Annotated in this window: 27 protein-coding genes, 16 tRNA genes and 1 rRNA gene; 11 read left to right on the top strand and 33 right to left on the bottom strand. The window is 36.9% G+C overall.

Annotation, left to right across the window (positions count from 1 at the left end; genetic code table 11):
- Positions 1–53: 53 nt before the first annotated feature.
- The 5 genes from ACQKEZ_RS10575 to ACQKEZ_RS10555 form a co-directional block, all read right to left on the bottom strand.
- Positions 54–332 (bottom strand): hypothetical protein, encoded by a 279-nt coding sequence (locus tag ACQKEZ_RS10575; RefSeq protein WP_427300619.1) that lies wholly within the window; start codon positions 330–332, stop codon positions 54–56.
- Entirely contained in the window at positions 329–1234 is a 906-nt protein-coding gene (locus ACQKEZ_RS10570; protein ID WP_427300617.1) for a PqqD family protein, read from the bottom strand. The genes ACQKEZ_RS10575 and ACQKEZ_RS10570 overlap by 4 nt, the downstream gene beginning before the upstream one ends.
- Positions 1218–2684 (bottom strand): hypothetical protein, encoded by a 1467-nt coding sequence (locus ACQKEZ_RS10565; protein WP_427301887.1) that lies wholly within the window; start codon positions 2682–2684, stop codon positions 1218–1220. Before ACQKEZ_RS10565 ends, ACQKEZ_RS10570 begins: the two co-directional genes overlap by 17 nt.
- Positions 2662–3408, bottom strand: coding sequence for an ABC transporter ATP-binding protein (locus tag ACQKEZ_RS10560; protein WP_427300616.1), 747 nt, complete (start codon positions 3406–3408; stop codon positions 2662–2664). The genes ACQKEZ_RS10565 and ACQKEZ_RS10560 overlap by 23 nt, the downstream gene beginning before the upstream one ends.
- Positions 3409–3524: 116 nt before the next feature.
- On the bottom strand, positions 3525–3737 hold the full coding sequence (locus ACQKEZ_RS10555; protein ID WP_427300614.1) for a hypothetical protein: 213 nt from the start codon (positions 3735–3737) through the stop codon (positions 3525–3527).
- A 961-nt stretch (positions 3738–4698) separates the two neighbouring features.
- Here ACQKEZ_RS10555 and ACQKEZ_RS10550 point away from each other — a divergent pair.
- Complete coding sequence (locus ACQKEZ_RS10550; RefSeq protein ID WP_427300612.1) at positions 4699–5997, top strand: homocysteine synthase; 1299 nt, start codon at positions 4699–4701, stop codon at positions 5995–5997.
- A 153-nt stretch (positions 5998–6150) separates the two neighbouring features.
- On the opposite strand, the gene lepB is transcribed toward ACQKEZ_RS10550, so the two are convergent.
- Positions 6151–6717 (bottom strand): signal peptidase I, encoded by a 567-nt coding sequence (gene lepB / locus ACQKEZ_RS10545; protein WP_427300611.1) that lies wholly within the window; start codon positions 6715–6717, stop codon positions 6151–6153.
- A gap of 151 nt (positions 6718–6868) precedes the next feature.
- Positions 6869–8812 carry an LTA synthase family protein gene (locus tag ACQKEZ_RS10540; RefSeq protein WP_427300609.1) on the bottom strand — a complete coding sequence of 648 codons (1944 nt, stop codon included), beginning with the start codon at positions 8810–8812 and terminating at the stop codon, positions 6869–6871.
- A 562-nt stretch (positions 8813–9374) separates the two neighbouring features.
- On the opposite strand from ACQKEZ_RS10540, the gene ACQKEZ_RS10535 reads away from it, so the two are divergent.
- The 4 genes from ACQKEZ_RS10535 (at position 9375) to ACQKEZ_RS10520 (ending at position 11784) form a co-directional block, all read left to right on the top strand.
- Positions 9375–10184, top strand: a complete 810-nt coding sequence (locus ACQKEZ_RS10535) for a DUF2262 domain-containing protein (protein WP_427300607.1) — start codon at positions 9375–9377, stop codon at positions 10182–10184.
- A 23-nt stretch (positions 10185–10207) separates the two neighbouring features.
- Positions 10208–10420, top strand: coding sequence for a hypothetical protein (locus ACQKEZ_RS10530; RefSeq protein WP_427300605.1), 213 nt, complete (start codon positions 10208–10210; stop codon positions 10418–10420).
- The gene (locus ACQKEZ_RS10525) at positions 10417–10746 is read left to right on the top strand and encodes a hypothetical protein (RefSeq protein ID WP_427300603.1); all 330 of its coding nucleotides are present in this window, start codon (positions 10417–10419) and stop codon (positions 10744–10746) included. The genes ACQKEZ_RS10530 and ACQKEZ_RS10525 overlap by 4 nt, the downstream gene beginning before the upstream one ends.
- 621 nt (positions 10747–11367) lie before the next feature.
- Positions 11368–11784, top strand: a complete 417-nt coding sequence (locus ACQKEZ_RS10520) for a histidine phosphatase family protein (protein ID WP_427301885.1) — start codon at positions 11368–11370, stop codon at positions 11782–11784.
- Between the two features lie 715 nt (positions 11785–12499).
- Here ACQKEZ_RS10520 and ACQKEZ_RS10515 read toward each other — a convergent pair.
- From ACQKEZ_RS10515 to ACQKEZ_RS10490, 6 genes are all read right to left on the bottom strand, one after another.
- On the bottom strand, positions 12500–13297 hold the full coding sequence (locus ACQKEZ_RS10515) for an HNH endonuclease (protein ID WP_427300601.1): 798 nt from the start codon (positions 13295–13297) through the stop codon (positions 12500–12502).
- A gap of 222 nt (positions 13298–13519) precedes the next feature.
- Complete coding sequence (locus ACQKEZ_RS10510; protein WP_427300599.1) at positions 13520–14134, bottom strand: hypothetical protein; 615 nt, start codon at positions 14132–14134, stop codon at positions 13520–13522.
- Between the two features lie 4 nt (positions 14135–14138).
- Entirely contained in the window at positions 14139–14378 is a 240-nt protein-coding gene (locus ACQKEZ_RS10505) for a hypothetical protein (RefSeq protein ID WP_427300598.1), read from the bottom strand.
- A 15-nt stretch (positions 14379–14393) separates the two neighbouring features.
- Entirely contained in the window at positions 14394–14846 is a 453-nt protein-coding gene (locus ACQKEZ_RS10500) for a phBC6A51 family helix-turn-helix protein (protein ID WP_427300596.1), read from the bottom strand.
- Between the two features lie 16 nt (positions 14847–14862).
- Positions 14863–15288 carry a hypothetical protein gene (locus tag ACQKEZ_RS10495; RefSeq protein ID WP_427300595.1) on the bottom strand — a complete coding sequence of 142 codons (426 nt, stop codon included), beginning with the start codon at positions 15286–15288 and terminating at the stop codon, positions 14863–14865.
- Complete coding sequence (locus ACQKEZ_RS10490; protein ID WP_427300594.1) at positions 15288–15542, bottom strand: helix-turn-helix domain-containing protein; 255 nt, start codon at positions 15540–15542, stop codon at positions 15288–15290. The genes ACQKEZ_RS10495 and ACQKEZ_RS10490 overlap by 1 nt, the downstream gene beginning before the upstream one ends.
- A gap of 165 nt (positions 15543–15707) precedes the next feature.
- Between ACQKEZ_RS10490 and ACQKEZ_RS10485 the strand changes: the two genes are divergently transcribed.
- From ACQKEZ_RS10485 to ACQKEZ_RS10470, 4 genes are all read left to right on the top strand, one after another.
- Positions 15708–16295 carry a hypothetical protein gene (locus ACQKEZ_RS10485; RefSeq protein ID WP_427300592.1) on the top strand — a complete coding sequence of 196 codons (588 nt, stop codon included), beginning with the start codon at positions 15708–15710 and terminating at the stop codon, positions 16293–16295.
- The gene (locus ACQKEZ_RS10480; protein ID WP_427300590.1) at positions 16288–16446 is read left to right on the top strand and encodes a hypothetical protein; all 159 of its coding nucleotides are present in this window, start codon (positions 16288–16290) and stop codon (positions 16444–16446) included. The genes ACQKEZ_RS10485 and ACQKEZ_RS10480 overlap by 8 nt, the downstream gene beginning before the upstream one ends.
- Positions 16447–16847: 401 nt before the next feature.
- Positions 16848–17408, top strand: coding sequence for a recombinase family protein (locus tag ACQKEZ_RS10475; protein ID WP_427300588.1), 561 nt, complete (start codon positions 16848–16850; stop codon positions 17406–17408).
- A complete protein-coding gene (locus tag ACQKEZ_RS10470; protein ID WP_427300586.1) occupies positions 17405–17584 on the top strand; it encodes a hypothetical protein in 180 nt (59 codons plus the stop codon). The genes ACQKEZ_RS10475 and ACQKEZ_RS10470 overlap by 4 nt, the downstream gene beginning before the upstream one ends.
- Positions 17585–17644: 60 nt before the next feature.
- Here ACQKEZ_RS10470 and ACQKEZ_RS10465 read toward each other — a convergent pair whose 3' ends face one another.
- Complete coding sequence (locus tag ACQKEZ_RS10465) at positions 17645–18520, bottom strand: hypothetical protein (RefSeq protein WP_427300585.1); 876 nt, start codon at positions 18518–18520, stop codon at positions 17645–17647.
- Between the two features lie 673 nt (positions 18521–19193).
- Between ACQKEZ_RS10465 and ACQKEZ_RS10460 the strand changes: the two genes are divergently transcribed.
- Positions 19194–20162 carry a hypothetical protein gene (locus ACQKEZ_RS10460; RefSeq protein WP_427300583.1) on the top strand — a complete coding sequence of 323 codons (969 nt, stop codon included), beginning with the start codon at positions 19194–19196 and terminating at the stop codon, positions 20160–20162.
- Positions 20163–20192: 30 nt separating this feature from the next.
- On the top strand, positions 20193–20405 hold the full coding sequence (locus ACQKEZ_RS10455; RefSeq protein ID WP_427300581.1) for a hypothetical protein: 213 nt from the start codon (positions 20193–20195) through the stop codon (positions 20403–20405).
- A 205-nt stretch (positions 20406–20610) separates the two neighbouring features.
- Here the strand turns inward: ACQKEZ_RS10455 and ACQKEZ_RS10450 are convergent, their stop codons facing one another.
- The 19 genes from ACQKEZ_RS10450 to rrf form a co-directional block, all read right to left on the bottom strand.
- A complete protein-coding gene (locus ACQKEZ_RS10450; RefSeq protein WP_427300579.1) occupies positions 20611–20904 on the bottom strand; it encodes a YjcQ family protein in 294 nt (97 codons plus the stop codon).
- Positions 20905–21589: 685 nt separating this feature from the next.
- Entirely contained in the window at positions 21590–22582 is a 993-nt protein-coding gene (locus tag ACQKEZ_RS10445; protein ID WP_427301883.1) for a tyrosine-type recombinase/integrase, read from the bottom strand.
- A gap of 158 nt (positions 22583–22740) precedes the next feature.
- A tRNA-Leu gene (locus ACQKEZ_RS10440) sits at positions 22741–22825 on the bottom strand.
- 42 nt (positions 22826–22867) lie between these two features.
- Positions 22868–22956 (bottom strand) — tRNA-Leu (locus tag ACQKEZ_RS10435).
- A gap of 12 nt (positions 22957–22968) precedes the next feature.
- A tRNA-Cys gene (locus tag ACQKEZ_RS10430) sits at positions 22969–23039 on the bottom strand.
- 4 nt (positions 23040–23043) lie between these two features.
- Positions 23044–23118: transfer RNA gene (locus tag ACQKEZ_RS10425), tRNA-Gly, on the bottom strand.
- Between the two features lie 9 nt (positions 23119–23127).
- Positions 23128–23199: transfer RNA gene (locus ACQKEZ_RS10420), tRNA-Gln, on the bottom strand.
- A 9-nt stretch (positions 23200–23208) separates the two neighbouring features.
- Positions 23209–23284: transfer RNA gene (locus ACQKEZ_RS10415), tRNA-His, on the bottom strand.
- Between the two features lie 20 nt (positions 23285–23304).
- A tRNA-Trp gene (locus tag ACQKEZ_RS10410) sits at positions 23305–23378 on the bottom strand.
- A 12-nt stretch (positions 23379–23390) separates the two neighbouring features.
- A tRNA-Tyr gene (locus ACQKEZ_RS10405) sits at positions 23391–23475 on the bottom strand.
- Positions 23476–23491: 16 nt separating this feature from the next.
- Positions 23492–23564: transfer RNA gene (locus tag ACQKEZ_RS10400), tRNA-Thr, on the bottom strand.
- Positions 23565–23570: 6 nt separating this feature from the next.
- Positions 23571–23646: transfer RNA gene (locus tag ACQKEZ_RS10395), tRNA-Phe, on the bottom strand.
- Between the two features lie 17 nt (positions 23647–23663).
- A tRNA-Asp gene (locus ACQKEZ_RS10390) sits at positions 23664–23740 on the bottom strand.
- Positions 23741–23744: 4 nt separating this feature from the next.
- Positions 23745–23821 (bottom strand) — tRNA-Met (locus ACQKEZ_RS10385).
- A 20-nt stretch (positions 23822–23841) separates the two neighbouring features.
- Positions 23842–23917 (bottom strand) — tRNA-Val (locus ACQKEZ_RS10380).
- Positions 23918–23953: 36 nt separating this feature from the next.
- Positions 23954–24028 (bottom strand) — tRNA-Glu (locus ACQKEZ_RS10375).
- A 19-nt stretch (positions 24029–24047) separates the two neighbouring features.
- A tRNA-Ser gene (locus ACQKEZ_RS10370) sits at positions 24048–24138 on the bottom strand.
- Between the two features lie 4 nt (positions 24139–24142).
- Positions 24143–24217, bottom strand: a tRNA-Asn gene (locus ACQKEZ_RS10365).
- Positions 24218–24225: 8 nt separating this feature from the next.
- Positions 24226–24341 (bottom strand): 5S ribosomal RNA (gene rrf / locus ACQKEZ_RS10360).
- Positions 24342–24500: the final 159 nt, after the last annotated feature.

Here is a 24500-nt window from a genome sequence, read left to right as displayed (position 1 = left end):
ACCATTATACTAATTTTTGGTTGAGTATACAAAAAAAGATTAGGAAATTTATCCTAATCTTTTTTTTTCTGACGGATTGTCGAAATTAGTGTCACTGCAAAGAAAACAACAAGAAAGATAACAATCATTAAAATGAAGAAATTCGGTTTGATTTGAAACGTAAATGCAGATTTCCCCTCCATTTCAAACGCGAGGCTATTAAGTAAAAGTTCACTATTCGTTTTCGCTTGAAAAAGATGATAAAATAGCACACCGATTGTGAGCATCGGGAAACCTAAAAACCCTAAAAATCCACCTAAAATTGCCCCTTGTTTCATTGCTTGTAGATTCATGATCTTTGTCCTCCCATTCCACCAAGCAAAAGTTGCTTCATAATTGATTTACCATCTCCCATAAACGGAAGAAGGTACAATAATTGAATAAAATACGTAATTGAAAAAATAAAAAATCCTGTTGAAATTGGATTCTCTTTTAAAAACAAAAAGGTGACCATGATACCAATAGCTCCTAAAATGCCAGGCACAAGCGGTCCAAGTATCGTAATCCAAACTAACTTTTTATGAAATGGATCTAAAACAGGTCTTACAAACTTAACTGACATCATGTCAGAAGCAAAGAAACCTTGTGGTCCATCAGGCCCAGCAAATTTCCGATGACTGTAACCATGTGCGGCTTCATGTAACGCTGTCCCCGTAATGAGACCAAAATAAATAATCGAAAAATAGATAGCTATGGCAACAATAGATGCATCAGGCACGAACATATAAGCAATTCCCACCATTATCATAAACATAAACCAGAAAAAAATAATCTTTCTCGTGACCATGGCTAAGCACGTTGTAAAAATCGACCAAAATGATTGACTGCCACATTCATACCGTTCATTACGTTTTAATTGGTATTGTTTAAAAAATTGACAAAGAGTTGTAACAAGAGCGTACGGCGATTGATAATGAATCGATACTAAATAGTGCTGATTCATTCCAAGAAGCAACTTGTAAAAGTCACGAGCAATGATCGATTCATCGACCTGAAACAGTTCTGTAAGCTCTTTTGTAATGCTTGCTTCCGTTTTTTTACCATCAATTTGTTTTAACATATGATATGCACTCTCATTAATTGGGAGATCGCTGCCATACTGCTCATCTGTTATCTGTTTTTTTTGCAAAGTGACGTGTGGTGAAAGCGCTGGAACCCGCTCAATCTTGAGCTTACTTTTAAGAAGTTGAATCATGTCCATACCTCCAAGAAAAACCTTTGTATATCGTAAAGATGAGCAGCCCTTCAAAACCACAGACAAGCAACCATTGAAGTGTCTGATTCGTTGCACCAATGACATAGTTACCAATAAACACAATAGGAATCATCACCAAAATGAGAGCCCCAAATGAAAAGATGCCTGTATAAGGATTATTACGATCAAGCGGTAGCAAAATACCCACAACATAAAAGAGAGCCGTTGCATTTAAAAGTACTGCCAATCCGATTGGAATAACCCACACACTCTCAGGTATTGTCAGTGTTGCTAACATAAAAATCAGCACTTGAAGCAATCCGACAGCCACAAGACCTGCATACTTGTAAAGCGCAACTTCCCATGCTCTTAATCCAAATGTCTTATACATGCCAAGCATCCGTTTATCATTCCCAAAAGAGTTAAAAGCTGTTAACCCAGAGACAGCGCATAAGACAAAAAACGCCTCTCCCTGAAAACGAAAGGAAAATTGATAACGTACAAAGAGGATGACAATGAATAGAATGAGAAAGTTTAAGATATTCTCTTCATTTCGTACTTGTGATTTGATTTCTTTTGCCATCATGGACCACTTTTTTGATGAGGAAAATGGCAATCTTTTCAAAAACGTTAATGCCTTCTTCTCTGCCATAATCGGCATAAGAGCAAGTGATACAAACGCACCAATTGCGGAAAGTATGATAATGATCATCAGCATCGTGTAATGAACGCCCTCTGGTGACATCTCCTGTGTAGCCAAAAAGAAAGGTGCAGTAAAGTACATTAAATGATAATCAAAAAATAAATAAGATTGCTGAATTTGTTCCAAATTGAAATGAGTCATCGCATACGCAACAATTAACGTGAGCACAACGAATATCGCAGCGAATTTTTGCAAAGGCAACTTTAACTTGAGCACAAACAGATACGTGATATTGTATATGAGCTGCAAGAGCGATAAGACAAACAGTGCTTGTAAAAGTACCATCAAAAAGAAAGCACTAATAAAACCGACACCAACTTCACGAGCGATGAAATTAGGCAAAAGCAAAATACCGATAAAAAATAGGACAAGACCTGTGACAACCGTCACCATCGGAATAAAATAACCTAGACTTTTTTGAAAGGTTGTCAGCGGAAACCAGCTTAGCTGCATAGAAAAACGATCCTGTTCAGGCGTTCTCACCTTGATCAGCACAAAGAGAAGACTTGTAAAAATGGATGTATTCATCGCCATTGAAACCGCTAATAGTCCAAGTGAACGCTCATCTCCATTTAAAAATGCTTTCATAAAAACGCCTGTAAAGCTGTAGCCAATGAGTGCTCCCATGACAACTGCAAATAAAACAAACAAGATGGCAATGATTCGTTTTGTTTGGGTGTCAAAGAGCTTATACATCTCCTGCTGCCACATTTTAAGCATCATTTTAGAAATGATTAATGATTTCATCAAAATGCGCACCCCTATCACTTAACATTGAAGCTTTCAGAAACACCTGTTCTAGCGTACTCGATTGATACTTCTCTTTCAGGGCTGAAACTGTTCCTTCATCCATTTTATTTCCTTTAGAAATAATCGCGATTTTATGACACAACTCTTCAGCTGAAAGCATGTCATGAGTAGAAAGCAGAATCGCACCATGTTGCTTAACGTAGCGCTTCATTAACTTTTTTGTGTTTATAACCGCTTCAATATCAAGTCCTCTAAAAGGCTCATCCATGATAATCATCTTACTTTCGAGCATGAAAGCGGCAATCAGCTGTGTTTTTTTCTTCATCCCATGTGAATAAGTTTCAATTGGACGAGATAATGCCTTTTCCATATCGAATAATTCAATAAGTTGATTTCTTTTATGAATTGCTTTACATTCATACATAGAAGAAACAAAATCCAAATATTCAATACCTGTCAATGCTTCTGGAAGCAAAAGGTCATCGGGTACATAGCCTAATTGTCTTTTAAAGGATGGTTCCTCATGAGTCACATTTTCTATCATGATGGTTCCTTTTGTTAGCTTGATAATGCCCAGTATACAATTAATTATCGTTGTTTTACCTGAGCCATTTGGACCTGCAACAGCAACGACTTCGTTTGGTTTAATATCTAAATGAAAGTCATTGACAGCAGTCACATTATTTTTATACTTTTTTGTCAAATTCTCGATCTTAAACATATGACCTCCGAGTGTCTGTATATTCTTTAAAAACAAGATCAGGCTAAACCGCCCGCCACAGACGGTTTAGCCCTGATGTCATGTCTAAGAAGTAAAAAGATGAATCCTAAGTATAGCTACTTACATTCAATATTGACTTTTAAGCCACTTTCCCATTGAACGGCTCCTGTAAAGCTACCATTACCGTTTGCTAAACACCAAATTGCTGCTCCTAAAACAACAGTTGCACCCAATCCCAAAAGGACTGCAACAAATACTAGGAACCATGCTTGGTCCATGATAGCAGGCTCCATAGTGGAATAGTCAACTTGCGGCGCTGCATAAGTCATACTTTTCACCTCCCAGCTTATGATGATCGTATCATAGGGGGAAGTCTTCTAGCATCGACAGAACATCCCATTTTCGACAGAACATGCTTTCGGTCAAAAAGTGACTTATTATTCAATTCCCCTTCACAATTTCCCCTGTTTATATCTATTCAACTAGATTTTAACATATCATAAGAACCAACACATACAAAATATGTAAATCGGTTCAGTTTTTTTCTTCTTGCTTTGAGATAGCCCTTTTTTATCATCTCTTGTTTTCACCTTTTCTTTCCATAGATTTAGAAGTAAATCCCCCCAAATATCAAGTAAAAAAGTCCTACTTTCACGCAATAAAAATGTCGAATACGAAAAATTTACTGATCATTCTGATAAAAGAGTGAGAATATTTTACTTCTTCTCATGTCACCGGAAATATGTATATACAAAAATATGAGACTGGGGAAAAAATCACTCTTCCGATCTAAATACTTGATCAACATCACTTATTTCTTCTTCTGTTCGCCTCTTATCCTTAACGAGCCTTCTTGTTGTCTGATCAACTACTCTTGATATTTAACATGCTACATTCATATTAAAATGCTGTTTTCGATTAGTAAAAAATCTTTATTTTTCTCATATATGTTTTTCATCCATCTTGTCATAAATGGCTTCCATGAGTTCACGATTACGATAAATCTTATATTTTTTCCATTTTTTCTTCTTCTTCAACACCCTTCCTTTTAATAAAAAAGACTCTCCACCCCAATTGGGTAAGTGAGTCTTCGATCGTCCGATCAATTGTTTGATCTTCCATTTATAGTATCTCCATATCAATGCATATTATTGCTACCTGTAAACTTAATTTAAATATTTTTTCTGATTTATCTAAAAAAACAATTGACCGAGAACAAAACAAGTCTTATAGTCTTATTAAATATTCTTATAAAAATAGTAGGCTTTCAATCTAAAGGGGGATACATCAATGTCAGAAGAAATTCAATTCCGTCTCGAAACAAAAGCGATTCATGCAGGACAAACACTCGATCCAACAACTTACGCTAGAGCTGTACCAATTTATCAAACGACTTCATATGGATTTAGAGATAGTGAGCACGCAGCTAACTTGTTTGGATTACAAGAACCAGGCAATATATACTCCAGAATTATGAACCCGACTAGTGATGTATTTGAGAAGCGAATTGCTGATCTAGAAGGTGGAATTGGAGCATTGGCTGTGTCATCTGGACAGGCTGCAACGACCTATTCTCTTTTAAATATTGCAGAAGCTGGGGATGAAATTGTCTCTTCTAGTAGCTTGTATGGTGGTACTTATAACTTATTTGCACATACCTTGCCAAAGCTCGGCATCAACGTAAAATTTGTAGATCCTTCTAATTTAAAAGAGCTTGAAGAAGCCATTACGCCAAAAACGAAAGCAGTTTATGCTGAAAGTATTGGGAATCCGAAAGGCGATGTTTTGGACATTGAGGCCATCGCAGAGATTACTCATCAACATCACATCCCATTAATCATCGATAATACACTTGCCAGTCCATATTTACTAAGACCAATTGAGTTTGGAGCAGATATCGTTGTTCATTCTGCTACGAAATTCATTGGCGGTCATGGCACTTCTATCGGTGGTGTCATCGTTGATAGCGGGAAATTCGACTGGACAAAAAGCGGGAAATTCAAAGGTCTCACAGAGCCAGATCCAAGTTATCATGGCCTCGTCTATACCGAAGCCATTGGTGAAGCTGCTTATATTACCAAAGCGAGAGTACAGCTCTTACGTGATCTAGGCGCAGCCATTTCTCCGTTCAACTCATTCTTGCTCCTTCAAGGCTTAGAAACATTACATTTACGACTTGAACGACATAGTGAGAACGCATTAAAGACTGCACAATTTTTGGAAGAGCATCCACTCGTTGAATGGGTCAGTTATCCAGGGTTAAAAGGACACCCATCCTACGAGCATGCACAAAAATATTTACCAAAAGGACAAGGTGCCATTTTAACATTCGGCATAAAGGGTGGACTGGAAGCAGGGAAAAAACTGATTGATTCTGTTCAGTTATTTTCACATCTAGCCAATGTTGGCGATTCTAAATCACTGATCATTCACCCTGCGAGCACAACCCACCAACAATTAAGTGAAGAAGAGCAAAGAAAAACAGGCGTATCACCTGAATTAATTCGTTTATCAGTCGGAACAGAAGCCATTGAAGATATCTTGGCAGATCTCAGCCAAGCCATAGAAAAAAGTCAGTCTGCCTCATAAAGAAAAGCACACAATTGTGTGCTTTTTTATTTGTTCCTCTCACGCTGATTTTCTCTAAAGTCGATTTTACTCTGTTCACTTTGTGAGTTGATCACAAGACGGTAAAAGTGAACATATAGACAAATCCAAACATGCATTTATATGGATACTTATTTAATCATTCAATAATCGAATATCCTGAAATGGATAAAAGACAAAAGAAGTCGTTCCTTGAATATCACTTTTCTTGAAAAGACCAAGACCATTTCGGCTGTCCATAGAATTTTGACGATTGTCTCCCATCACAAAGTATCTATCCTTCGGTACAGTTACAGGACCAAAATCAGGTGTCAACAAATTCCCATCTGCTTCTGCCTTCTTCTTTCGAGATGCAAGATAAGGCTCAGCGACCTTTTTACCGTTCACATATAACTGATCATTTTTCATTTCAATTTTGTCGTTAGGCAAACCGATCAATCGTTTGACGTAATGTGTACTACGGTCTTCTCCATCAAGCACGATGATTTGTCCGCGATGATAATCACCAAAATAATCAACCGTTTTGTTTACAAACACTCTTTCAGTATCATGTAAAGTTGGATTCATTGACGATCCTTTTACAATGTAAGGTGCAAATAAAAAATTCCGAATGATAAATACAGCAATAAATGCGACAAGGATGGCTTTAATCCATCCCCATAGTTCCGATTTCTTTTTTTGCGGTTTTGTGTTTGTTGTCATAAGCTCCTCCTGAAATCCCTTAGACGAAATTGAGTTCTCCATAAGTGACTGCTTTAGGCTTGTATCTACCTAAATATAAACATTTTTTGCCAACAAATCAAGCTGAATATCCAAAAAGGCAAGCACCACTCGTGCTTGCCCTATAATTCTGTTAGTTAGCTGAAGAACTCGCTTTTTTTTCATTGTCAGTATTGCCATAGAAATAATCTGATGGCTTCACTGCTTTAAAATCAGATAGTTTATGGAATCGAAGCAAATCCCTGTAAAGGACTTTGTCAGATAAACTTAACTGATTATCAACACGGGCTTTAATGGCTTCAGTTTCTTTATTTTGTTTCACAGTTTTACCAGTTTTCGTATCGTAGACTGTCGTATCCACAAGTGTATATTTCGGTGTCACATAGTTCCCGTTACGGAAAGCAACCGTTTCATCATGCTTTTTAGAGAATAAGTCTGTCCCGAAATTCACATATTCATTTGAATCAATTCCTTGCAAATGAAGCAATGTCGGCATGACATCCACTTCTCCACCAAATGTATGATTTACGCCGCCCTTTTTACCTGGAATACGAATCATAAGCGGTACACGCTGATTCTGTGCATTTTGATATGGTGTAATATCAGTACCTTGAATTTCACTCATTGCACGGTTATGGTTCTCAGAAATTCCGTTATGATCTCCGTAAAGTAAAATCACAGAGTCATCATAAAGACCGGATTTTTTCAGATCTTTAAAGAACTGTTCTAATGACTCATCCAAGTATCGTGCAGTTTGGAAATAGTTATCAACGGTTTTATCGCCAGTTGTTGCTTTCGCAATTGTTGCATCTTTTTCATCCAAATTGAATGGATAATGGTTTGTTAATGTCATTAAGTGTGCGTAGAATGGTTTCTTCATCGACTCTAACAACGGGATGGACTCTTTAAAGAACGGTTTATCCTTTAAACCCATATTTACTAGATTTTCTTCATCCATGTTGTAGTAAGAAGCATCGAAGAATTGATCGATTCCCATATGTTTATATATCATATCACGATTCCAGAAGGATTTATAATCTCCATGGAGCACTGAACTTGTATAGCCTTCTTTTTGATGTAAAATCGCTGGAAGTGATTGATACGTATTTTCACCCTTTGTGACAAATGCTGCCCCTTCAGGCAAACCGAACATACTATTATCCATCATTAATTCAGCATCAGATGTTTTCCCTTGACCTGTTTGATGGAAGAAGTTATCGAAATAAGTAAAATCACCCTTACCATGCGCTAGCTTGTTTAAAAATGGTGTCACTTCCTCACCATTAAGCTTATAGTCAATCAAAAACGACTGGAAGCTTTCTAAATGAATTTTAATGATGTTCTTACCTTTCGCTTTACCGAAGTATTCGGCATTAGGTTTAGCGTAATGAGATGCCGTATAGTTTATAACATCCGTTAGATCATCACTGCTTGCATTTGCTACCTGTGTTGCATTTTGTGCGGTTTGTACACCGTCATAGATGGCATAGTTGTAAATACCAAGATATTTTACAACGTACTTATGGTCAAACGTTCTTGTTAATAATTCAGGACGATCTTTTTCAGCCAAATGTAGGTTAACAAAGAAAAGACCTACACCCGCTGCGACAATAAGAAAAGCAAACGTCTTTTTCATTTGAAATTTCTTCATCTCTGGTCTAAGGACAACGATCGCAATCAAAATCAAGATATCAAGGAAGTAAAAAATATCATGTGGCTTGATACTAGCAAGAACTCCACCAGTCATTCCTCCACCAAGATTTCCTGCCTGCTTCATCGTTGGAAATGTAAGAAAATCATCAAAGAAACGATAATAGGCTACATTGGCATATAAAAGTGCGGACATAATAAAGTCAATTATAATCATGACAATGGCTGATTTACGGCCCTTAATGAAGAGAGCCAGTCCCAAAAACACAATGGCTGAACTAAATGGATTTAAAAAGAGCAGACCTTCTTGAAATGAGCCTTTTACCCCTAAGTTGAAATCCATTTTGTAGGCAGTATAAGATTTAGCCCAAAATAAAATCACTGCCAAAACAAAGAAGCTATATTTGTTTGCAAATATTTTTTTCATAAAACCTCTTCTTTCTTGTTTATCAATCTGTTTTAAATGAAATCATAAAAATTTACATTCATCTTGCAATTGTAAATCTTCTATGGAAAAGCTTACCGGAATTACTCAAACAGCCGGTCAAGTGCGCTCCTTTTATATAACGGATATACACCAGAAATAGTTTCAAAAAAATTTAGAGTAAATAAAAGGAAAAATGCCCATTTACAAACTGTTCACACTAACTTTAAAATTCATTCATTTTTTGAGATTTTGTAAAAACGTTCAATATTACTTTACTTTTTTCATCTAAGCATGTCAAAGTAATTATAAAGATAAGGAAGAATAACCTAGGTTTTTCGACTTATTTATTCAAATTGATACAAAATTCGATTCAAATGATATTTAAGCTTTTCCCTTCTTGATTTATTGTGATTCAATATCCGCTCAGTCATGTATCTCCACTCTCTTTCAAATAAATCTCAAAAATAGTTTTAAACAAGTATATACATTTGTTTTTATATTAGCCTCAAACATCGGTGATGCTGTTCTATCACAACAAATATGTCATTAAGGGGGCATTCACATGAAAAAAGAACAACAAATCAACAAATTTGAAGAGAGATTTTCAGAAGAACCCATTGAAATCGTTGCCGTCACAGGTCTCTCCGGAGTAGGCGCAGGCAAAGCGGGAAGCGAACCGCTTTGGACCGCTTCCATTCCAATCATTGAATGGAAAGAAAAAGACACAGACCAAGTCATGACTGACAAGATCAGGCTTTGCTGGTTAACAGATGATTACGGTTTAAGAGAAAAACAAGCGCAATTACATCAAGAATCCATCGTTAAACTACTTGTACGAAAAGGTGAACACGAGATGATACTGATGTCTATCATTGATAACGACACACAAGATGATGAGCTACAGACCCTTTTAGAAGAAGCACAAAAACCAATCTATTATCATGATGACAAGCTTGGGGCATTCAAATTAGTCAAAGGAATTGATTTATTTGAAACAAACGTCAAATGGGGAAACCAAGAAAGCCTTCTTTACTTCAACCTTGGAGAAGATGAAGAAATAAACGATTGTCTCCAAACTGCTAGACAGCTCGTGCAAGATCAAGACAAATGGGACGCTACCATGAAATCATTCGCAGCAAAAGATCTCTTAGCACAAGCAAATGAATGGAATGAACACAACGATACAGAGCTAAATGACGAAGATATCACATATGACCTATTTATGAGTCGTATCACGCTTGAAAGCCTCCAGACCTATCCAAATGGAGAATTTGAAGCACTCTATCATGACGGTGATTTATTTTGGGGACATATCATCATAGTCAGGGGACATATAAACGGTTCGTTTGAATCTGCAAACATCGCAGGCTAAATTCGTAAGCTGGGGGGGTTACATTGGGAGGAAGCCTTGCAGATCTATCAGAAGTAAATGAAAACGAAGAAGCGACAAATTACTTCTTTCAACATTATTCAAATGATTCATTCACAAAAATCGGCGGATATGGTGCCTATATTCAATCTCCTCCCCATCATGAGCTAGTCGTATTTAACCTGCAAATCGTCTTAGAGGAAAAACCCCATTTTATGATAGGATTTCCAAATAAATGAAACCTTTTATCATATCAAGCGTTACTAATAATAGAAAATATATGAAAGGAGTAGATAAAATGGGATTCATTTTAGATATGCTAAGTCTTGTTATGTACATGCCTTTTTTACAAGTAGATGAAGAAGATATATCAAGAAATGCAAAACATCTCAAAAAATATGTTTGGTTTCAAAACTTGTTAAATAATAAACATAATCGGGAGCTTATTATTCATCATAAAGATGTTCGTCAAGTGATTGGAAAATTCAACATCGAAAAACTTCATAAAAAACATTACAACACAAAATGTGAAAGAAAGTTAAATAAAGTACTGCGTGCCATTTAATATCCCAAAAAGAGCTTGCCTATGATGCGGCTCTTTTTGGTTATACGAATCTTCTATCAAATGACTGATGAGACTTAAATAAAAATCACACATATTACTACTCTTTTATAAACGTTTTTATTTTTCAAACTGTTGCCCTAGATAGGCAGTGGCATCCATCTCGTTATAGCAAGTAAGCTTTACTTGATGGTGATAAGATCGTATAAGCAAAGGCAACTAGCTAACAAATGCTGTGGACATGAAAATAAGATAAACATGTTTCAAGAAAAAAATTGACGCCTGGACAACTTTACTCGTATATTATGTATAAATCCATCTTTTGCTTATAAAAGGAGGCCTCCCATGTGTTTGTCTAAGAGCTGGAGAAAGAAACAGAACAAACAACCAAACCCTATAGAACAACAAGAATCTAGCATCCCTATTCACTTTTCCACACTTCCATTTGGCACAGACACCATAGATGATTTTTTATTCAATTTAGACCTTACTTCCAAACTCACAGATCCCTACAAAGAAATAGATACGAACAAATCCACCTAGAATCTTATCAATCCTCATCCAATACTGGATGATTTTTTTATACTCTACTTAATTAAAGAAAGGCGTATCAAATGAAAACATATTATTTCAAGTCCCTATAAACGGGCAATACAATCCATTGAGCTACTTGCCCATGCAAAACGACTCAAGGTTGACATCGACGCCCGTCTCTCTGAACGTGTGTTAAGCAGCAAACTACTTGATGATTGGTATGAAAAACTAAAACTTAGTTTTTCTGATATGAATATCGTCTTTGAAGGCGGTGAATCAAGCCAAGAGGCCATGTATCGCATTGTACAAGCACTTAATGAACGAATGAACTCAGATGAAGATCACATCCTCTTTGTCACACATGGCAATATCATGAGCTTGCTTCTTAAACATTTTGATTCAGCAATAGGCTTCACAGAATGGCAAAATTTTAGCAATCCAGATGTGTATGTTTTGAAATACCACAGCGCTGACCATGTGGAAATAGAGCGTATTTGGGAATGCTAGATAAATAACGACAGAGTCGGTTCTGTCGTTTTCTCATCATATTTATAATGATTTTCAAATTCCTTCAGTAAATGTTTCCTCTGAAGAGGGAGAGTAGCATTCTAATTTGCATATATTGTTCCATTATCTGAAACAAAAATTAATATACTGAATTCCTAATTTGTTATCTCAATATAATATTTTTCTTTTTTCTGATAATAAGTCTGCTTTCTTTTACATCATCAACTTTGCTTCCTGTCAATTGTGAAGTAAGTTGACCTCTTCTTGCCATGTTATTATCTGATTATAGCTAATTTCGGTCGTGTTAAAGACAACAAAAAAAGACCTCCAACATGAACTGTTGAAAGTCTTGATTTAGAAGGGTTCTCACCTTATATTTGATACCGGTGGCCGGGGTCGAACCGGCACTCCGTGAGGAACACGATTTTGAGTCGAGTTTCAAATTCATTTTTTCAGTATATAACGGTGAGATACCGAGTTATTAACGTTTATTCAACAGTAAATTGTGGTGGTTACTGAACACTTCATACGATTACTGAATATGGTTATTATACTTGTTTGCGTTACTTTCTGCAAGATAATAATAAACACGTGTTGCTGGTGATGATTGTGTTGCATTTACTTTTGTCCTGACGTACCTACATACCTTTCACTTCTCATATGGTGCTTATACACACTTACCTTTCCAATACAAGAATAATGAAGGGTTTGAAGATTAATTATCAGCAATAAGTTCACTTTTATATATTGTAAGAAATGAATTTAAATCAATATTCAATCCAATTTTATTGAACCCTTCTTCACGTTGCCTGAAAAGGTCAGTAAGTATATGAACCTTTTCTTCAAAGATTGAATGATGTATTTTTTTATGGCAAACCACACATAAGCACGATATGTTTTCCAACACATCAAGATTGCACTTGAACTGTTTCTGTAAACTTAATGGAACAAGATGATGTGCTTCTACGTAATTTTTACCAGTTGTTGCGGAAGTGAAAAACATATGATTGCTGTCAACTTCACACAAATAATTTGCCGTTATTAATCCCTTTTCAGCCACGGTAATGTTCCTTTGATACTTTGATACAAGACTTGACTTCTTTTCAGGTTCACTGTTTTTAATACTCTGTTTAGTAACCTGTTCAGAAGTGCTGGATTTACTTCTAATTTCTTGTACGAAGTTTTCATAGTTCTGATTATAATATTCGTTTGAAAGTTGATACATGTAAGTCACTAAATCATCACCCGATAAGCTTGGGTTTTCTTTAATATGCATTGTTTCATGAAAAAAATTAATAACAGCCTGAACTTTTTCTTCACTTAATCTATTGGAATTACCTTTTTTAATAGTTTTGACAATGTGGCGGATTGCATTATAATTTTCATTATCAATTCTATACCTGAAATTGAATATAGTAAAATTCGTTTGAAGTCGTTCTTCGCTTTCGGACAAGAATTTGTTACGTTCATCACTATTAATCTTTTTACTAAAGCCTGTATAAAATTTACTCACAAACCACAACCCCCATCTACTTTTTTTTAACTCTTTTTTAACTTATTCCTGACAAACAAAAAAAAAACCTTCACCATTCCTGTTACGGAACAATGAAGGATTACAATAAGGGTTTGAAAAATAATATTCAATTTACAACGTACATATCGAATAAACCGATTGCAAATACAAAGAACACACCAAGCAAGAAAGCCATATTACTTGTTACCTTTTACAAAGCGTTCAAGCTGTTCCGGCTTCCTTCCGTATGCTAAAAAGTTCTTTACGTTCAGGCAACAGGCTGATATGACCACCATTACCAACTGAAACAAGGTTCAATGCTTCATAAGCATCTGATACGTAACTTGTTTGTTTCATACCAAGCTTTATCTTCAGTGCATCCAGTTTTCTTTGTGGTGATGTAATTGCATCATATTTTGCCTTTGCTTCAACCATCTTTGAAAGATAAGCCAGCTTTGCTTCAAGAAGTTCCTTTTCAATTGCACGAATTTCTTCCTGTTTTTCTTTGCCGTATTCCCCACGTTCAGATTCTAGTTCTGCAAGAATGGAATGGACATCTTCAGTTTTATATTCCTGAATTAGCTGTACTTCTTTGTGTGCTTCTGCAACCTTTTGCTTCAACTGTTCAAACTTCTGCTTTTCAGCTTCAAATGTTTTCTCTGAAACTTGTCCAAGCATAGCCAGCTTGTGTAAATCACGGTACGTTGCTTCTTTATCCTTCAGTTCCACTTGCAGTTGAAGAAGCTGTTCTTCCTTCTGTTCAAGTGCCTTCTGATAAGATTCTTCAGTTTTATCAACCTTTGCAAATAGTCCTTCAAGTTTGTTCAATAGTTTCATAATATTATTCCATCCCTTTTCCATTAAGTTTTTCTGTTAATTCAAGCATTGCCAGTGATAGAAGCTTTACTTGTTCTTCTAAAGGCATTTCAGAAACTTCAGGTGTGTTTGTATGTCCTTCAGCTTCTTGTTCCTTCTGCATATCTTCTTTTTCTTGCTGGTTCGTTATATCAGCTTGCTTAATTGCTTGTTGTTTCTGCCGTTCAGCTTCATAACCGGCTGAAATTAATTGATAACTATTCATGTGCCATATCCCCCATTACCCTTTTAAACGTGCAAGCAGTGATGCCTTACGTTCTTCAACTGTTTTAAACTGTCCCTTTTCGTGTTCAGGAACAATACCAAGTTCCTTCATTCTTGATTGCTTATCTGCTTCAACAACGTGTGAAAAGTTTTCAAGGAACAACTGAATCTCTTTTACACCAGCACTTTGCTTTGTTGCCATCTGCATTATCTTTTGCTTTACAATCTGATAAGCTTCTTGTTCATCAGCACTTACCACTGTTCCACCAAGTGCAGTTAAATAGCTTTCAAACACCTGATTTTTCATATAGCTTTCACCGTACCATGTGGCGGTGGATATACCGTGTTTACTGCAAAAATCACCCACACTTATACCTGATTGATGCCGTTCCATGACATATAGTTTTGCAAGTCTTGCTTGTTCTTCAGTGATGCCTGAAGGTACTGGTATTTGTTTCTGTTCACTCATGTTAAAACATCCCCTTTTATCTTGAATAAATCATTTCTGTAATGCTTCCATAACGTACAGGTGAACTTGGAATGAACATATCAAGTGATTCTTGTACACGTTCTTTGTACAAGTCAGAATCAAGCATATGCTTCACCAACTGCAAAGAACGGTTTGTATTTTTCTTGTGAAGTTCGCAGTTTAATTCTTGTAAGTCTGAAAGCAATCTGTACTTTTCTTGTGTTGCTAGGTTGATGAATGTCTGTAAGTGTTCTCGGTGAACTGATACCGGCACTTTGTACTCAACATCAAATGCTTTTACAGAAGCATAAACTTCAGACAACAGTACAGTAAGGATGGGTAATTTTTCTTTGTATGAATCATCCAGCAAGCTTTTTTCTATATACTGTAAGTCCTGCATCACGTTTTCATGTGATTTAATTTCTTCAGCTTTCATCTTCATTAAAATCTTCCATCCTTTTTGATTTGTTTCATCTTGCGACTTTCAAATATTGAATGTAATAAAACAATATCTTGTCCACTGATTCCTTCATCACCAAACACACGCAGCAGTGCTTTTTCTGTTTTTGATTGAAGTGGTATTGAACCACTTTCAACTCTGCTGATAATTGTTTGATGCACACCAACACGTTCAGCAAGTTCTGCTTGTGATAGATTGGTAATACTTCGTAAATGTTTAATCAAGTCTTTGTTCATTTTCTTTCACCCCGTATATTCGTGAATAATTTATTCATTTTAAAGTAAAGAAAAAGGATGCCGGTTAAACCAGCACCCAATGATTTCTTCATATATTAGGTACTTGAAATGTACCTAAAGTAAGACATAATTAAGGTAAGGAATTTTTTGTAAGGGGGGATTTTTTTGGAAGGTTCTGTATTAAGACCAACCAAAGCTGAAACACAATTTTTAAACATGTCGTATAACAAGTTTTATGATGTATACGAAGAAGCAGTTACTGATGACTTTTGGCAAAAAGATGCTTTGTATCGTTTCTCAAAGATAAACACAGCGTTTTCAATCTATGCTGAACTACTCAATTACGAACCGTTGAAATGGGTAATTGAAGCAATTAAAAAACAAAGACCACCAATGGAAGCGGAAATTGGAAGTGATTTGTTCAAGTTCATCAGAAATGTTCTTGCACACTTTCCTTACTTTGAAAGCTGGAATAATGTTTGGGTTAGTAAATCCATTGTAAACTGGAACAAACCCGGATTAACGATTGATAAGTTCCTTACAAAGTATGCTGGAAGAACAGAAGTAAAATATAGGTTTTGGGAACCTGATAAAAAACAAATGACATACTTAAGTATTAACTTCCCTGAAACATATTCAGGTGATGCCAAAATCTACTTACATACAATTCTTTCAGAAAAAGATGGTTTCAAGTTTTCATTGATGCTGATGAAACAGATATTAGATACACAGGTGGAGGAAATTAATGAGTAAAGAAAAAGAAATGAAAGATGTATATGAAAAGTTAAATTCAATGTATGAGAAGATGAAGGAATTTCGACAGACAATGAATAAAGAATTTGCTGAAGTGAATGAACGATTGGATAGAATCGAAAAGAAGATACCTGAAAAGATACAGCACTAAAAATATGGTATGTATTGTTGAAACGGTAACTAAATGAACCGCCTACCCCCATCCCCCCGTGTGGTGGGGTATCCTTATGTATTCAGAAGCCACTGAATGCTTCACAATCAAACAGTTCTATTCCTGAATGGTTATATTAAACGGTACAACAAACGCAATACAAACTGAATAGTAAGCTTTGTATGCTTGCCTTTCAATGGTTCAGCATTCTTCAGGTAACATGCAACGTGTAACATTATCGTTCGTTTAAGTTACATCAAAGCTTCATACTTCAGTTCCTTGATATTACGCTATTTAACGTGTAACAAAAGTATGTAACAAAATCAATATGTAACACTTTACACTAATAACCCTTTTTGTTACACTTATAACAGATACTTAATTAAAGGGAATGGTACATAATGATATTTGCTTATATGCGAGTGAGTACGGAAGAACAACGACTTGATAGACAAGAACAGGCACTTCTTGAAGCTGGTGCTGAAAAGGTATTCTTTGAGAAGATAACCGGTACTAAAAAGGACAGACCACAATTAAATAAGATGCTGGAACAGTTACGAACCGGTGACACGGTAATTATTACTGACCTTACACGGTTATCAAGAAGTACAAAAGATTTGATTGAACTGGTGACACTGTTTGAAGAAAAAGGTGTAAATCTAAAATCACTTAAAGAAAGCTGGTTGGATACCACCACACCGCATGGAAAGCTTATGTTTACAATGTTTTCAGGTTTGGCACAGTTTGAACGTGACCTTATTTCAGAACGAACAAAGGAAGGTTTGGAGATTGCCAAAAAGAAGGGTAAACAGATTGGAAGAACTGCAACCAGTGAAAGTAAAATCAAGTATGCTTTAAACTTAATAGATACTGGTGAAATGAACATTAAACAAGCATCTGAAGAAGTTGGTGTTTCACGTATGACTTTACACCGATACCTGAAGAAGCGTGATGACAAATGAAGCAAAAGTTGAACATTAATATTCAAGAAGGTTACAAAGTAAAGGTATATGCCGGAACTCACTATTCAGGTGAAATTACTGAAATTGAAGAACATGGATTTTGGATTACTGAAAACTATCAAACAGAAGAATACATTCCATTTATTGAAGTGGAATCACTTGAACTAGTGTTGTAAAAAAAACACTGGTTCTTTTTCTTTTGCATATACAAAAAACAGGCACGTAATGCACCAGTTTCAACGCTTAATCTTATATTCTTCAAGGTATTCTGAAGCTGTATATATCTTCAATATATCCGTATATGGCACTGTAACATCAAATTTCAATGGACAATACAATTCTTTTGTTATATCAGAAAAAATCGAATTGCTGATTATTGATAATGATTGATATACCAGCCACTTTCTTTTAAGCAGTTCCAGTTCTTCACCTTCAAGGTATTCAAATTCATTCTTACTTATTGAACCGGCATCACCTGTAAAGAACGTATCATTTGCACAATTCGATAATGCAGTTTTGAACTTAACAACGTAACACTTTTTGTTTTCTTGCTTTCTCCAATTGAAACCAATATCATTTGAACCTAAAAAATCTGATAAATTGTGAAGAAATTCAGGCATATTTTGAACACCGTATTCAAGCACATTACCGTATGAAAGAAATGAGTTCACTTGGTAATCGTCATATAGTTTGTACGGTACAAAATCCTTATCAGAATCCTTTATACCAGTGTGTTCTTTATTGATACTGTAAAGTTTATCTTTGTACTGTATTTGCTTATTTTCAATATCAAAAAGCACACCTTCATTCTTCAAGTAGTTCCCCAGCGGTGTATCATTCATTATCGTTTGCTGTAAGTTCAGTAACCCATGCTTTTTAATTGCTTCACATTCATCAGTATTGGTTGTTACGTGTAAAGACACCAAACTAATATCACTTTCCAGCAATACATCATCAATTAAATAATAGTCCTGTAAATCCGCAACATAGTATGAATCTTTGTTTTGTGCAAGATATGTACCAATTTGCCTTTCAGTTAAATTCAGGTATTCTCCAAGTGAATCTATCGCACTATGCAATGATGTAAGGTCATATAATATATCCTTTTTCATTCTTCTTCCCCATTTCTCCCATCTGTATATTTCCATTATTTATCAACAGTGCTTTCATATCAACAGTGCAAAGAAATTAAAAGATAAAAACATTCTTGAAAGGTGGAAAAGCACCACCTTCCAAGCCTTAAAAAATAAACCAATCAATATCTTTGTTAATCCTGAAGGAAGAAGAACCGGCAATACTTCTTTATTGTTCAGAATAATAAACAAAGTATTAATGGTTTTATCTAATATGGGGAAGGTGGTTTTCCTTCCCTTGCGTAACGAAGTGAAGCAATTTCTTTTATCTTTCATCTATTACTTCTTGTTCAGAGATTCTTTAAGACACAATAAGAATAGAAGGACAGAATCAACAAAAAGTGCCTTTACCCTTACAGCCACAAGGGTTTCATCGTTTTTTAAAAGGGTAAAACCTACCGCAAATTTGGCTGTTTAAGGGTAAAATCTACCACAAACATGACATTTTTCAAGTTGGTTTGCTTATTTTCAGGGTAGATTTCGGTGCATTTTCTGCAAGAAGAACCATGACATATAACATGACATTTTACTTTTTCGAGAAACAACGTCTTACTTTATCCCCTTTTTAAGCACCTATAAGTACAGAAAAGTGATAGCTGCGAAAAACTGCAACCATTCCTTTCTGATACTTAACTTGAAAAGGATGATACATATGACAATTGAAATGATTACAAGCGGTGTAATAAATTATGAAACTGGTGAGAAATTAGAAGGCTTATTCATTACTAATCCTGAACAATACACCATTATCAGCAAGGAAAAAGAAGTGAATAAGAAAGCGTACTTACGTGGCAAAGAAAACAAAGAATTGTTTGAAGAACTGGCTGGAAGATTTACCTTCACATTATCCAGCACAATAAAAGAACTGAACCTAGACCAGCGTTTCACACCAGCTGAAAAAACAAGAATTATGTTTCTCGGAACTTACGTGACTTATCAGGAACAAGGAAGCTATTTACGACATGATAACGGTAACTTCATCTTAAAGAACAGGCTTCAAGAATTGCTTGAAATTAAGAACAAGAAAGAGTTTTTCACCTTCTATAACAAACTTGTTGAAACCGGCATCCTTTCAGAAGAAATTGAAGGTAAAAGCACGATTTACTTGAAGTGGAATAGCAAATATCACTTTAAAGGAAAACCTTCATCTTCAGCACAAAAAGAAAAGAATCTTGTCAAAACGTTTGATAAGCAAGTAAGGGAACTGTACAAAGAAAAGAATGATAAAGGCAAAGCAGTACATACACCGAACAACCTTTACACGCTTTTCATGGTGATGCCGTATATCCACCCTGAAGCAAATATTCTTTGTAAGCATCCTGAAAATGATTTAAATACTTGTGAACCACTTACAGTAAATGAACTTGCTGAAATGTTTGGTTTCAGCCGTTCTAATGATTTAAAGAAGAAGCTGTTCAAAGTGATGCTGAAAGATTTACCAGTGTTCACCATACAACAAAATGCCTTTGTATCACATATCCTTGTAAATCCGTTTGTTGTGTACAGAAGCAGTAAAGCACCCAATCCGGCATTAATAGTTCATTTCAGAGATACCGCTGTTCGCTTAATGACTAATAAGGGTATAACCGGCACACCTGAAGAACTGCTACACATCAAATAATACAATTGATTACAGAAAGGAACTTTTATTATGTACAACGTGAAACTAACCGATAAAGAAGTTTATCACATTCTATACCTGAACAAAGTGGAAGGGATGCTTCCATACCAGTTGGAAGAAAGGTTTCCAGTATCAAAGGCAACCATCAAAAGCATTGTGAACGGTCGAAGCAGAAAAGATTGTTATGAAGCATTTATGTATTACAAAGAAAAGCATCCAAGAAAGGTATTGAACTTGTTTTAATGTGTGGTGCTGGTTCTGAAACCATTCTCCCCTGTATCTCTATTATTGGATTATTGATATTCCAGTGATAAAGGTATAGGGGATTTTTATGTACTCATTGCAATTGAAAATTAATATTCAACTGTAAAATAATCAACACTTATTTTCTTTTCCACGTGCCAGGCTTGTTACATGGGTAATTCTGCACCTTTACAGTTCCCTTCAGTTATAACTTAATCCATTCACGTGCTTCTTTTAACCCCTTGTACATCCTTGCCATTGCACTGTTTGCTTCAAGGTATTCAATACCCTTCATAGTAATCTTTGCTGAAGATAATGATACAAAATAAACTGAATCATCAGCATATAAAATAGAAACACCCTTTGCGTATCCTTCATCACGTATAAGTTCTGCTATTTCTCCCCATTGTTCGTAGGTAATTTCATAATCCGTTTGTTTCGGTTCGTTACCTTCCTGAAGTTCCTTTAAGATGCTGTATACAAGTTTTCTTCTGTCCAACTTATCATCATCCCCTTTCAGCCATCATTTCGACAGGTTACTGCCTAATCCCTGTATTTTTCCTGAAATATGGTGTTGACTTTGCTTTTCTCTTTTGCCTGAATGGGTAGGTTATTCAAGGAAAACGGCTGGCAACGAAAACTTCTACCTTTCAGCGATAAACAAATTAATGTTTAAAGCTGAAAAGCAGACGTTTGTTTATACTGAATGGTACAGGAATACAAGGTGTCCGTATGTATAACCCTTATTTAAACGCTGGTGTTAACCACAATGAACTTTTTTCACGCAAAGCTTGTCCTACGTGATGAAGATGTTTATTCTTCTTTGTCCATTGCTACCGTACCGTAATACCCAAGCAACCACCCGAACCGATTATGTGCGTTCGCCACTTGACTTCCCACAACAGAAATAAGGAACTGTTTTAACGTGGGAACGCTGAATTTTGTGCATTGGCTTCGCTAACCGGTCAAGTTTATTTGATACATTGCTGTTAATAGGCATTCCAGCAAGTGAACACCACCAGCAATCTTACTTAAAAAAGGCATTACTAAAGACACCTTGCATCATCATATTTTTTTCGATAAAATGAAGGTTAATTACAGCTGGTGCTGTTCAGTATTCAGTTGTGCTTTTGTGTGTGTGTTTTACTTGGTCACGTGCTGGAACACGTGGCTTTTTCTTTTGTTTAAATATCACGCTTTTCTAGTACCTTAACCGGTGAAAACTTCTTGTGGCTTTCACGTACATCAGTACCAAAAAGGTTTACGTATGTCTTAACAATTTCCATGCTGGTATGTCCAAGAATGGCTTGTAATTCAAAGATATTTGCACCTTGCTGAACACTTAACTTTGCGAATGTGTGCCTGAACGTATGACAGCTGCAACGCACACCCTTTATACCAGCAAGTACCCCATACTTTTCAATTCTGTTCTGAATCCCCCGCCTTGTTAAGTACGTGCCATCAATACTTACAAACAGTGCGTCACTTTCAACATAACCACGTATTGCAACATACTTTTTAAGCTGAATCTTCATTTCCTTTTGAATTGGCACTAAACGTTCCCTGTAACTCTTTGCATTCCTGATACAGACAAGGTTATCTTCCCAACGAATATCAGCCAGCGTTAAACCAGTCAGTTCATTCACACGTATTCCTGTTTCCAAAAACATCATCATAATGGTATAGTCACGAACACCAATAAATGTTTTCAGGTCAGGTTGTCGAAACATCTTGTTAAGCTGTTCCTTTGTGAATGTGGGAATAACACGCTTTCTATCCTTCAGCATCTTAATATTTGCCATTGGATTTTTCGGTATGTGTTTTTCCCTGTGAAGGAAGTTAAAGAAAGCACGTAAGGCACGTAAGCGTGTGTTTATACTGACAATCCTTGCACCTTTATAGTTCCTCATATACAGAATCACATTTTCTTTAATATGTTCATCTGTAACATTTGTTGGTTTTAAAATACTTGTATCAATACCTTGTTCAGATAGGTGGGTAAGAAATGCTGAAATTTCATTCCGGTAATATTTAATGGTAAAAGGTCGTAAATTACGTAAATCACAATCCTTTTCAAACAGTTCAAAAGCATCTTTAAAGCCTTCTACATACGATTTCTTACCTTTTCTTATAATTGTAAGTTCAGCTTCAGTTAAAGCGTTATTTCGCCTTGTCATACCAGTATTCACCCCAATCATTACAAACGATTTATTCATACGATTTGAAGTGTTCAGTTTAGATAAAATCATTGTAAATAAACACAAAAAAACCGTTCCCCACACTGTGAGAAACGGTTGATATTACGGTATTATTCACTGTTAAATTGCTGAAAAAATGGTACCGGTGGCCGGGGTCGAACCGGCACTCCGTGAGGAACACGATTTTGAGTCGTGCGCGTCTGCCAATTCCGCCACACCGGCATGATCATGAAAGAGCGCTACTTCCATATAAAATAAATTAAATGGTGCCGAGGGCCGGACTTGAACCGGCACGATAGTCACCTACCGCAGGATTTTAAGTCCTGTGTGTCTGCCAATTCCACCACCCCGGCAGTCTATTCAAAAGGCGACACCCGGATTTGAACCGGGGATAAAGGTTTTGCAGACCTCTGCCTTACCACTTGGCTATGCCGCCATATTGGAGCGGAAGACGGGATTCGAACCCGCGACCCCCACCTTGGCAAGGTGGTGTTCTACCACTGAACTACTTCCGCATATAAAAACTGGGCTAGCTGGATTCGAACCAACGCATGACGGAGTCAAAGTCCGTTGCCTTACCGCTTGGCTATAGCCCAATAATAAAATGGGGCGATTGATGGGAATCGAACCCACGAGTGCCAGAGCCACAATCTGGTGCGTTAACCACTTCGCCACAACCGCCACGATGAAAAATATACAATTGGCAGGGGCAGTAGGAATTGAACCCACACCGGAGGTTTTGGAGACCTCTGTTCTACCTTTAAACTATGCCCCTATGAAAATAAAATGGTGGAGGGGGGCGGATTCGAACCGCCGAACCCGGAGGGAGCGGATTTACAGTCCGCCGCGTTTAGCCACTTCGCTACCCCTCCACATAAAGAAAAACAGTGCCGGCAAGAGGACTTGAACCCCCAACCTACTGATTACAAGTCAGTTGCTCTACCAATTGAGCTACACCGGCATATGGTGGTGGCTCGGGACGGAATCGAACCGCCGACACACGGATTTTCAGTCCGTTGCTCTACCAACTGAGCTACCGAGCCATATCTTTATTTAAAAATGGCGGTCCGGACGGGACTCGAACCCGCGACCTCCTGCGTGACAGGCAGGCATTCTAACCAACTGAACTACCGGACCATTTTGGTTGCGGGGGCAGGATTTGAACCTGCGACCTTCGGGTTATGAGCCCGACGAGCTACCGAACTGCTCCACCCCGCGATAATAATATGTGAAAAATATGGTGGAGGATGACGGGCTCGAACCGCCGACCCTCTGCTTGTAAGGCAGATGCTCTCCCAGCTGAGCTAATCCTCCATGTTAAATGCTGGTCTTTGCTATATAGATATACGTTGGTGACCCGTACGGGATTCGAACCCGTGTTACCGCCGTGAAAGGGCGGTGTCTTAACCGCTTGACCAACGGGCCCTATATATTATGTAACTTGTGGCGGAGAGCAAGGGATTCGAACCCTTGAGACGGGGTTACCGCCTACACGATTTCCAATCGTGCTCCTTCGGCCACTCGGACAGCTCTCCAAATTGGCTCCGCAGGTAGGATTCGAACCTACGACCGATCGGTTAACAGCCGATAGCTCTACCACTGAGCTACTGCGGAATGAAGAAGCCTGGCGATGTCCTACTCTCACAGGGGGAGACCCCCAACTACCATCGGCGCTGAAGAGCTTAACTTCCGTGTTCGGTATGGGAACGGGTGTGACCTCTTCGCCATCATCACCAGACAATTTAGTGACAAAAGATATTATACTATGTATTCAAAATAAATCAAGAGATATTCAGAAAATATTCTCTCAAAACTAGATAACAATGTTCAATATTCACAAAAGAAAAGGTTAAGTCCTCGATCTATTAGTATCTGTCAGCTCCACGTGTCACCACGC

It is taken from the genome of Bacillus sp. NPDC077027, from assembly GCF_050269555.1.
Lineage (GTDB): Bacteria > Bacillota > Bacilli > Bacillales > Bacillaceae > Bacillus.
The sequence above is the reverse complement of the archived record's forward strand: the minus strand, read 5'-3'. Positions and strand labels throughout refer to the sequence as shown.

Coding starts and splice junctions, on each gene's coding strand:
- ACQKEZ_RS10495 (WP_427300595.1), bottom strand. CDS start 15,288: ATGAAGATGAAAGCTGAAGAAATTAAATCACATGAAAACGTGATGCAG.
- ACQKEZ_RS10525 (WP_427300603.1), top strand. CDS start 10,417: ATGAAACCTTTTATCATATCAAGCGTTACTAATAATAGAAAATATATG.
- ACQKEZ_RS10550 (WP_427300612.1), top strand. CDS start 4,699: ATGTCAGAAGAAATTCAATTCCGTCTCGAAACAAAAGCGATTCATGCA.
- lepB (WP_427300611.1), bottom strand. CDS start 6,717: ATGACAACAAACACAAAACCGCAAAAAAAGAAATCGGAACTATGGGGA.
- ACQKEZ_RS10535 (WP_427300607.1), top strand. CDS start 9,375: ATGAAAAAAGAACAACAAATCAACAAATTTGAAGAGAGATTTTCAGAA.
- ACQKEZ_RS10490 (WP_427300594.1), bottom strand. CDS start 15,542: ATGAACAAAGACTTGATTAAACATTTACGAAGTATTACCAATCTATCA.
- ACQKEZ_RS10505 (WP_427300598.1), bottom strand. CDS start 14,378: ATGAATAGTTATCAATTAATTTCAGCCGGTTATGAAGCTGAACGGCAG.
- ACQKEZ_RS10500 (WP_427300596.1), bottom strand. CDS start 14,846: ATGAGTGAACAGAAACAAATACCAGTACCTTCAGGCATCACTGAAGAA.
- ACQKEZ_RS10570 (WP_427300617.1), bottom strand. CDS start 1,234: ATGATTCAACTTCTTAAAAGTAAGCTCAAGATTGAGCGGGTTCCAGCG.
- ACQKEZ_RS10510 (WP_427300599.1), bottom strand. CDS start 14,134: ATGAAACTATTGAACAAACTTGAAGGACTATTTGCAAAGGTTGATAAA.
- ACQKEZ_RS10540 (WP_427300609.1), bottom strand. CDS start 8,812: ATGAAAAAAATATTTGCAAACAAATATAGCTTCTTTGTTTTGGCAGTG.
- ACQKEZ_RS10475 (WP_427300588.1), top strand. CDS start 16,848: ATGATATTTGCTTATATGCGAGTGAGTACGGAAGAACAACGACTTGAT.
- ACQKEZ_RS10460 (WP_427300583.1), top strand. CDS start 19,194: ATGACAATTGAAATGATTACAAGCGGTGTAATAAATTATGAAACTGGT.
- ACQKEZ_RS10465 (WP_427300585.1), bottom strand. CDS start 18,520: ATGAAAAAGGATATATTATATGACCTTACATCATTGCATAGTGCGATA.
- ACQKEZ_RS10445 (WP_427301883.1), bottom strand. CDS start 22,582: ATGACAAGGCGAAATAACGCTTTAACTGAAGCTGAACTTACAATTATA.
- ACQKEZ_RS10455 (WP_427300581.1), top strand. CDS start 20,193: ATGTACAACGTGAAACTAACCGATAAAGAAGTTTATCACATTCTATAC.
- ACQKEZ_RS10555 (WP_427300614.1), bottom strand. CDS start 3,737: ATGACTTATGCAGCGCCGCAAGTTGACTATTCCACTATGGAGCCTGCT.
- ACQKEZ_RS10575 (WP_427300619.1), bottom strand. CDS start 332: ATGAATCTACAAGCAATGAAACAAGGGGCAATTTTAGGTGGATTTTTA.
- ACQKEZ_RS10565 (WP_427301887.1), bottom strand. CDS start 2,684: ATGAAATCATTAATCATTTCTAAAATGATGCTTAAAATGTGGCAGCAG.
- ACQKEZ_RS10470 (WP_427300586.1), top strand. CDS start 17,405: ATGAAGCAAAAGTTGAACATTAATATTCAAGAAGGTTACAAAGTAAAG.
- ACQKEZ_RS10480 (WP_427300590.1), top strand. CDS start 16,288: ATGAGTAAAGAAAAAGAAATGAAAGATGTATATGAAAAGTTAAATTCA.
- ACQKEZ_RS10560 (WP_427300616.1), bottom strand. CDS start 3,408: ATGTTTAAGATCGAGAATTTGACAAAAAAGTATAAAAATAATGTGACT.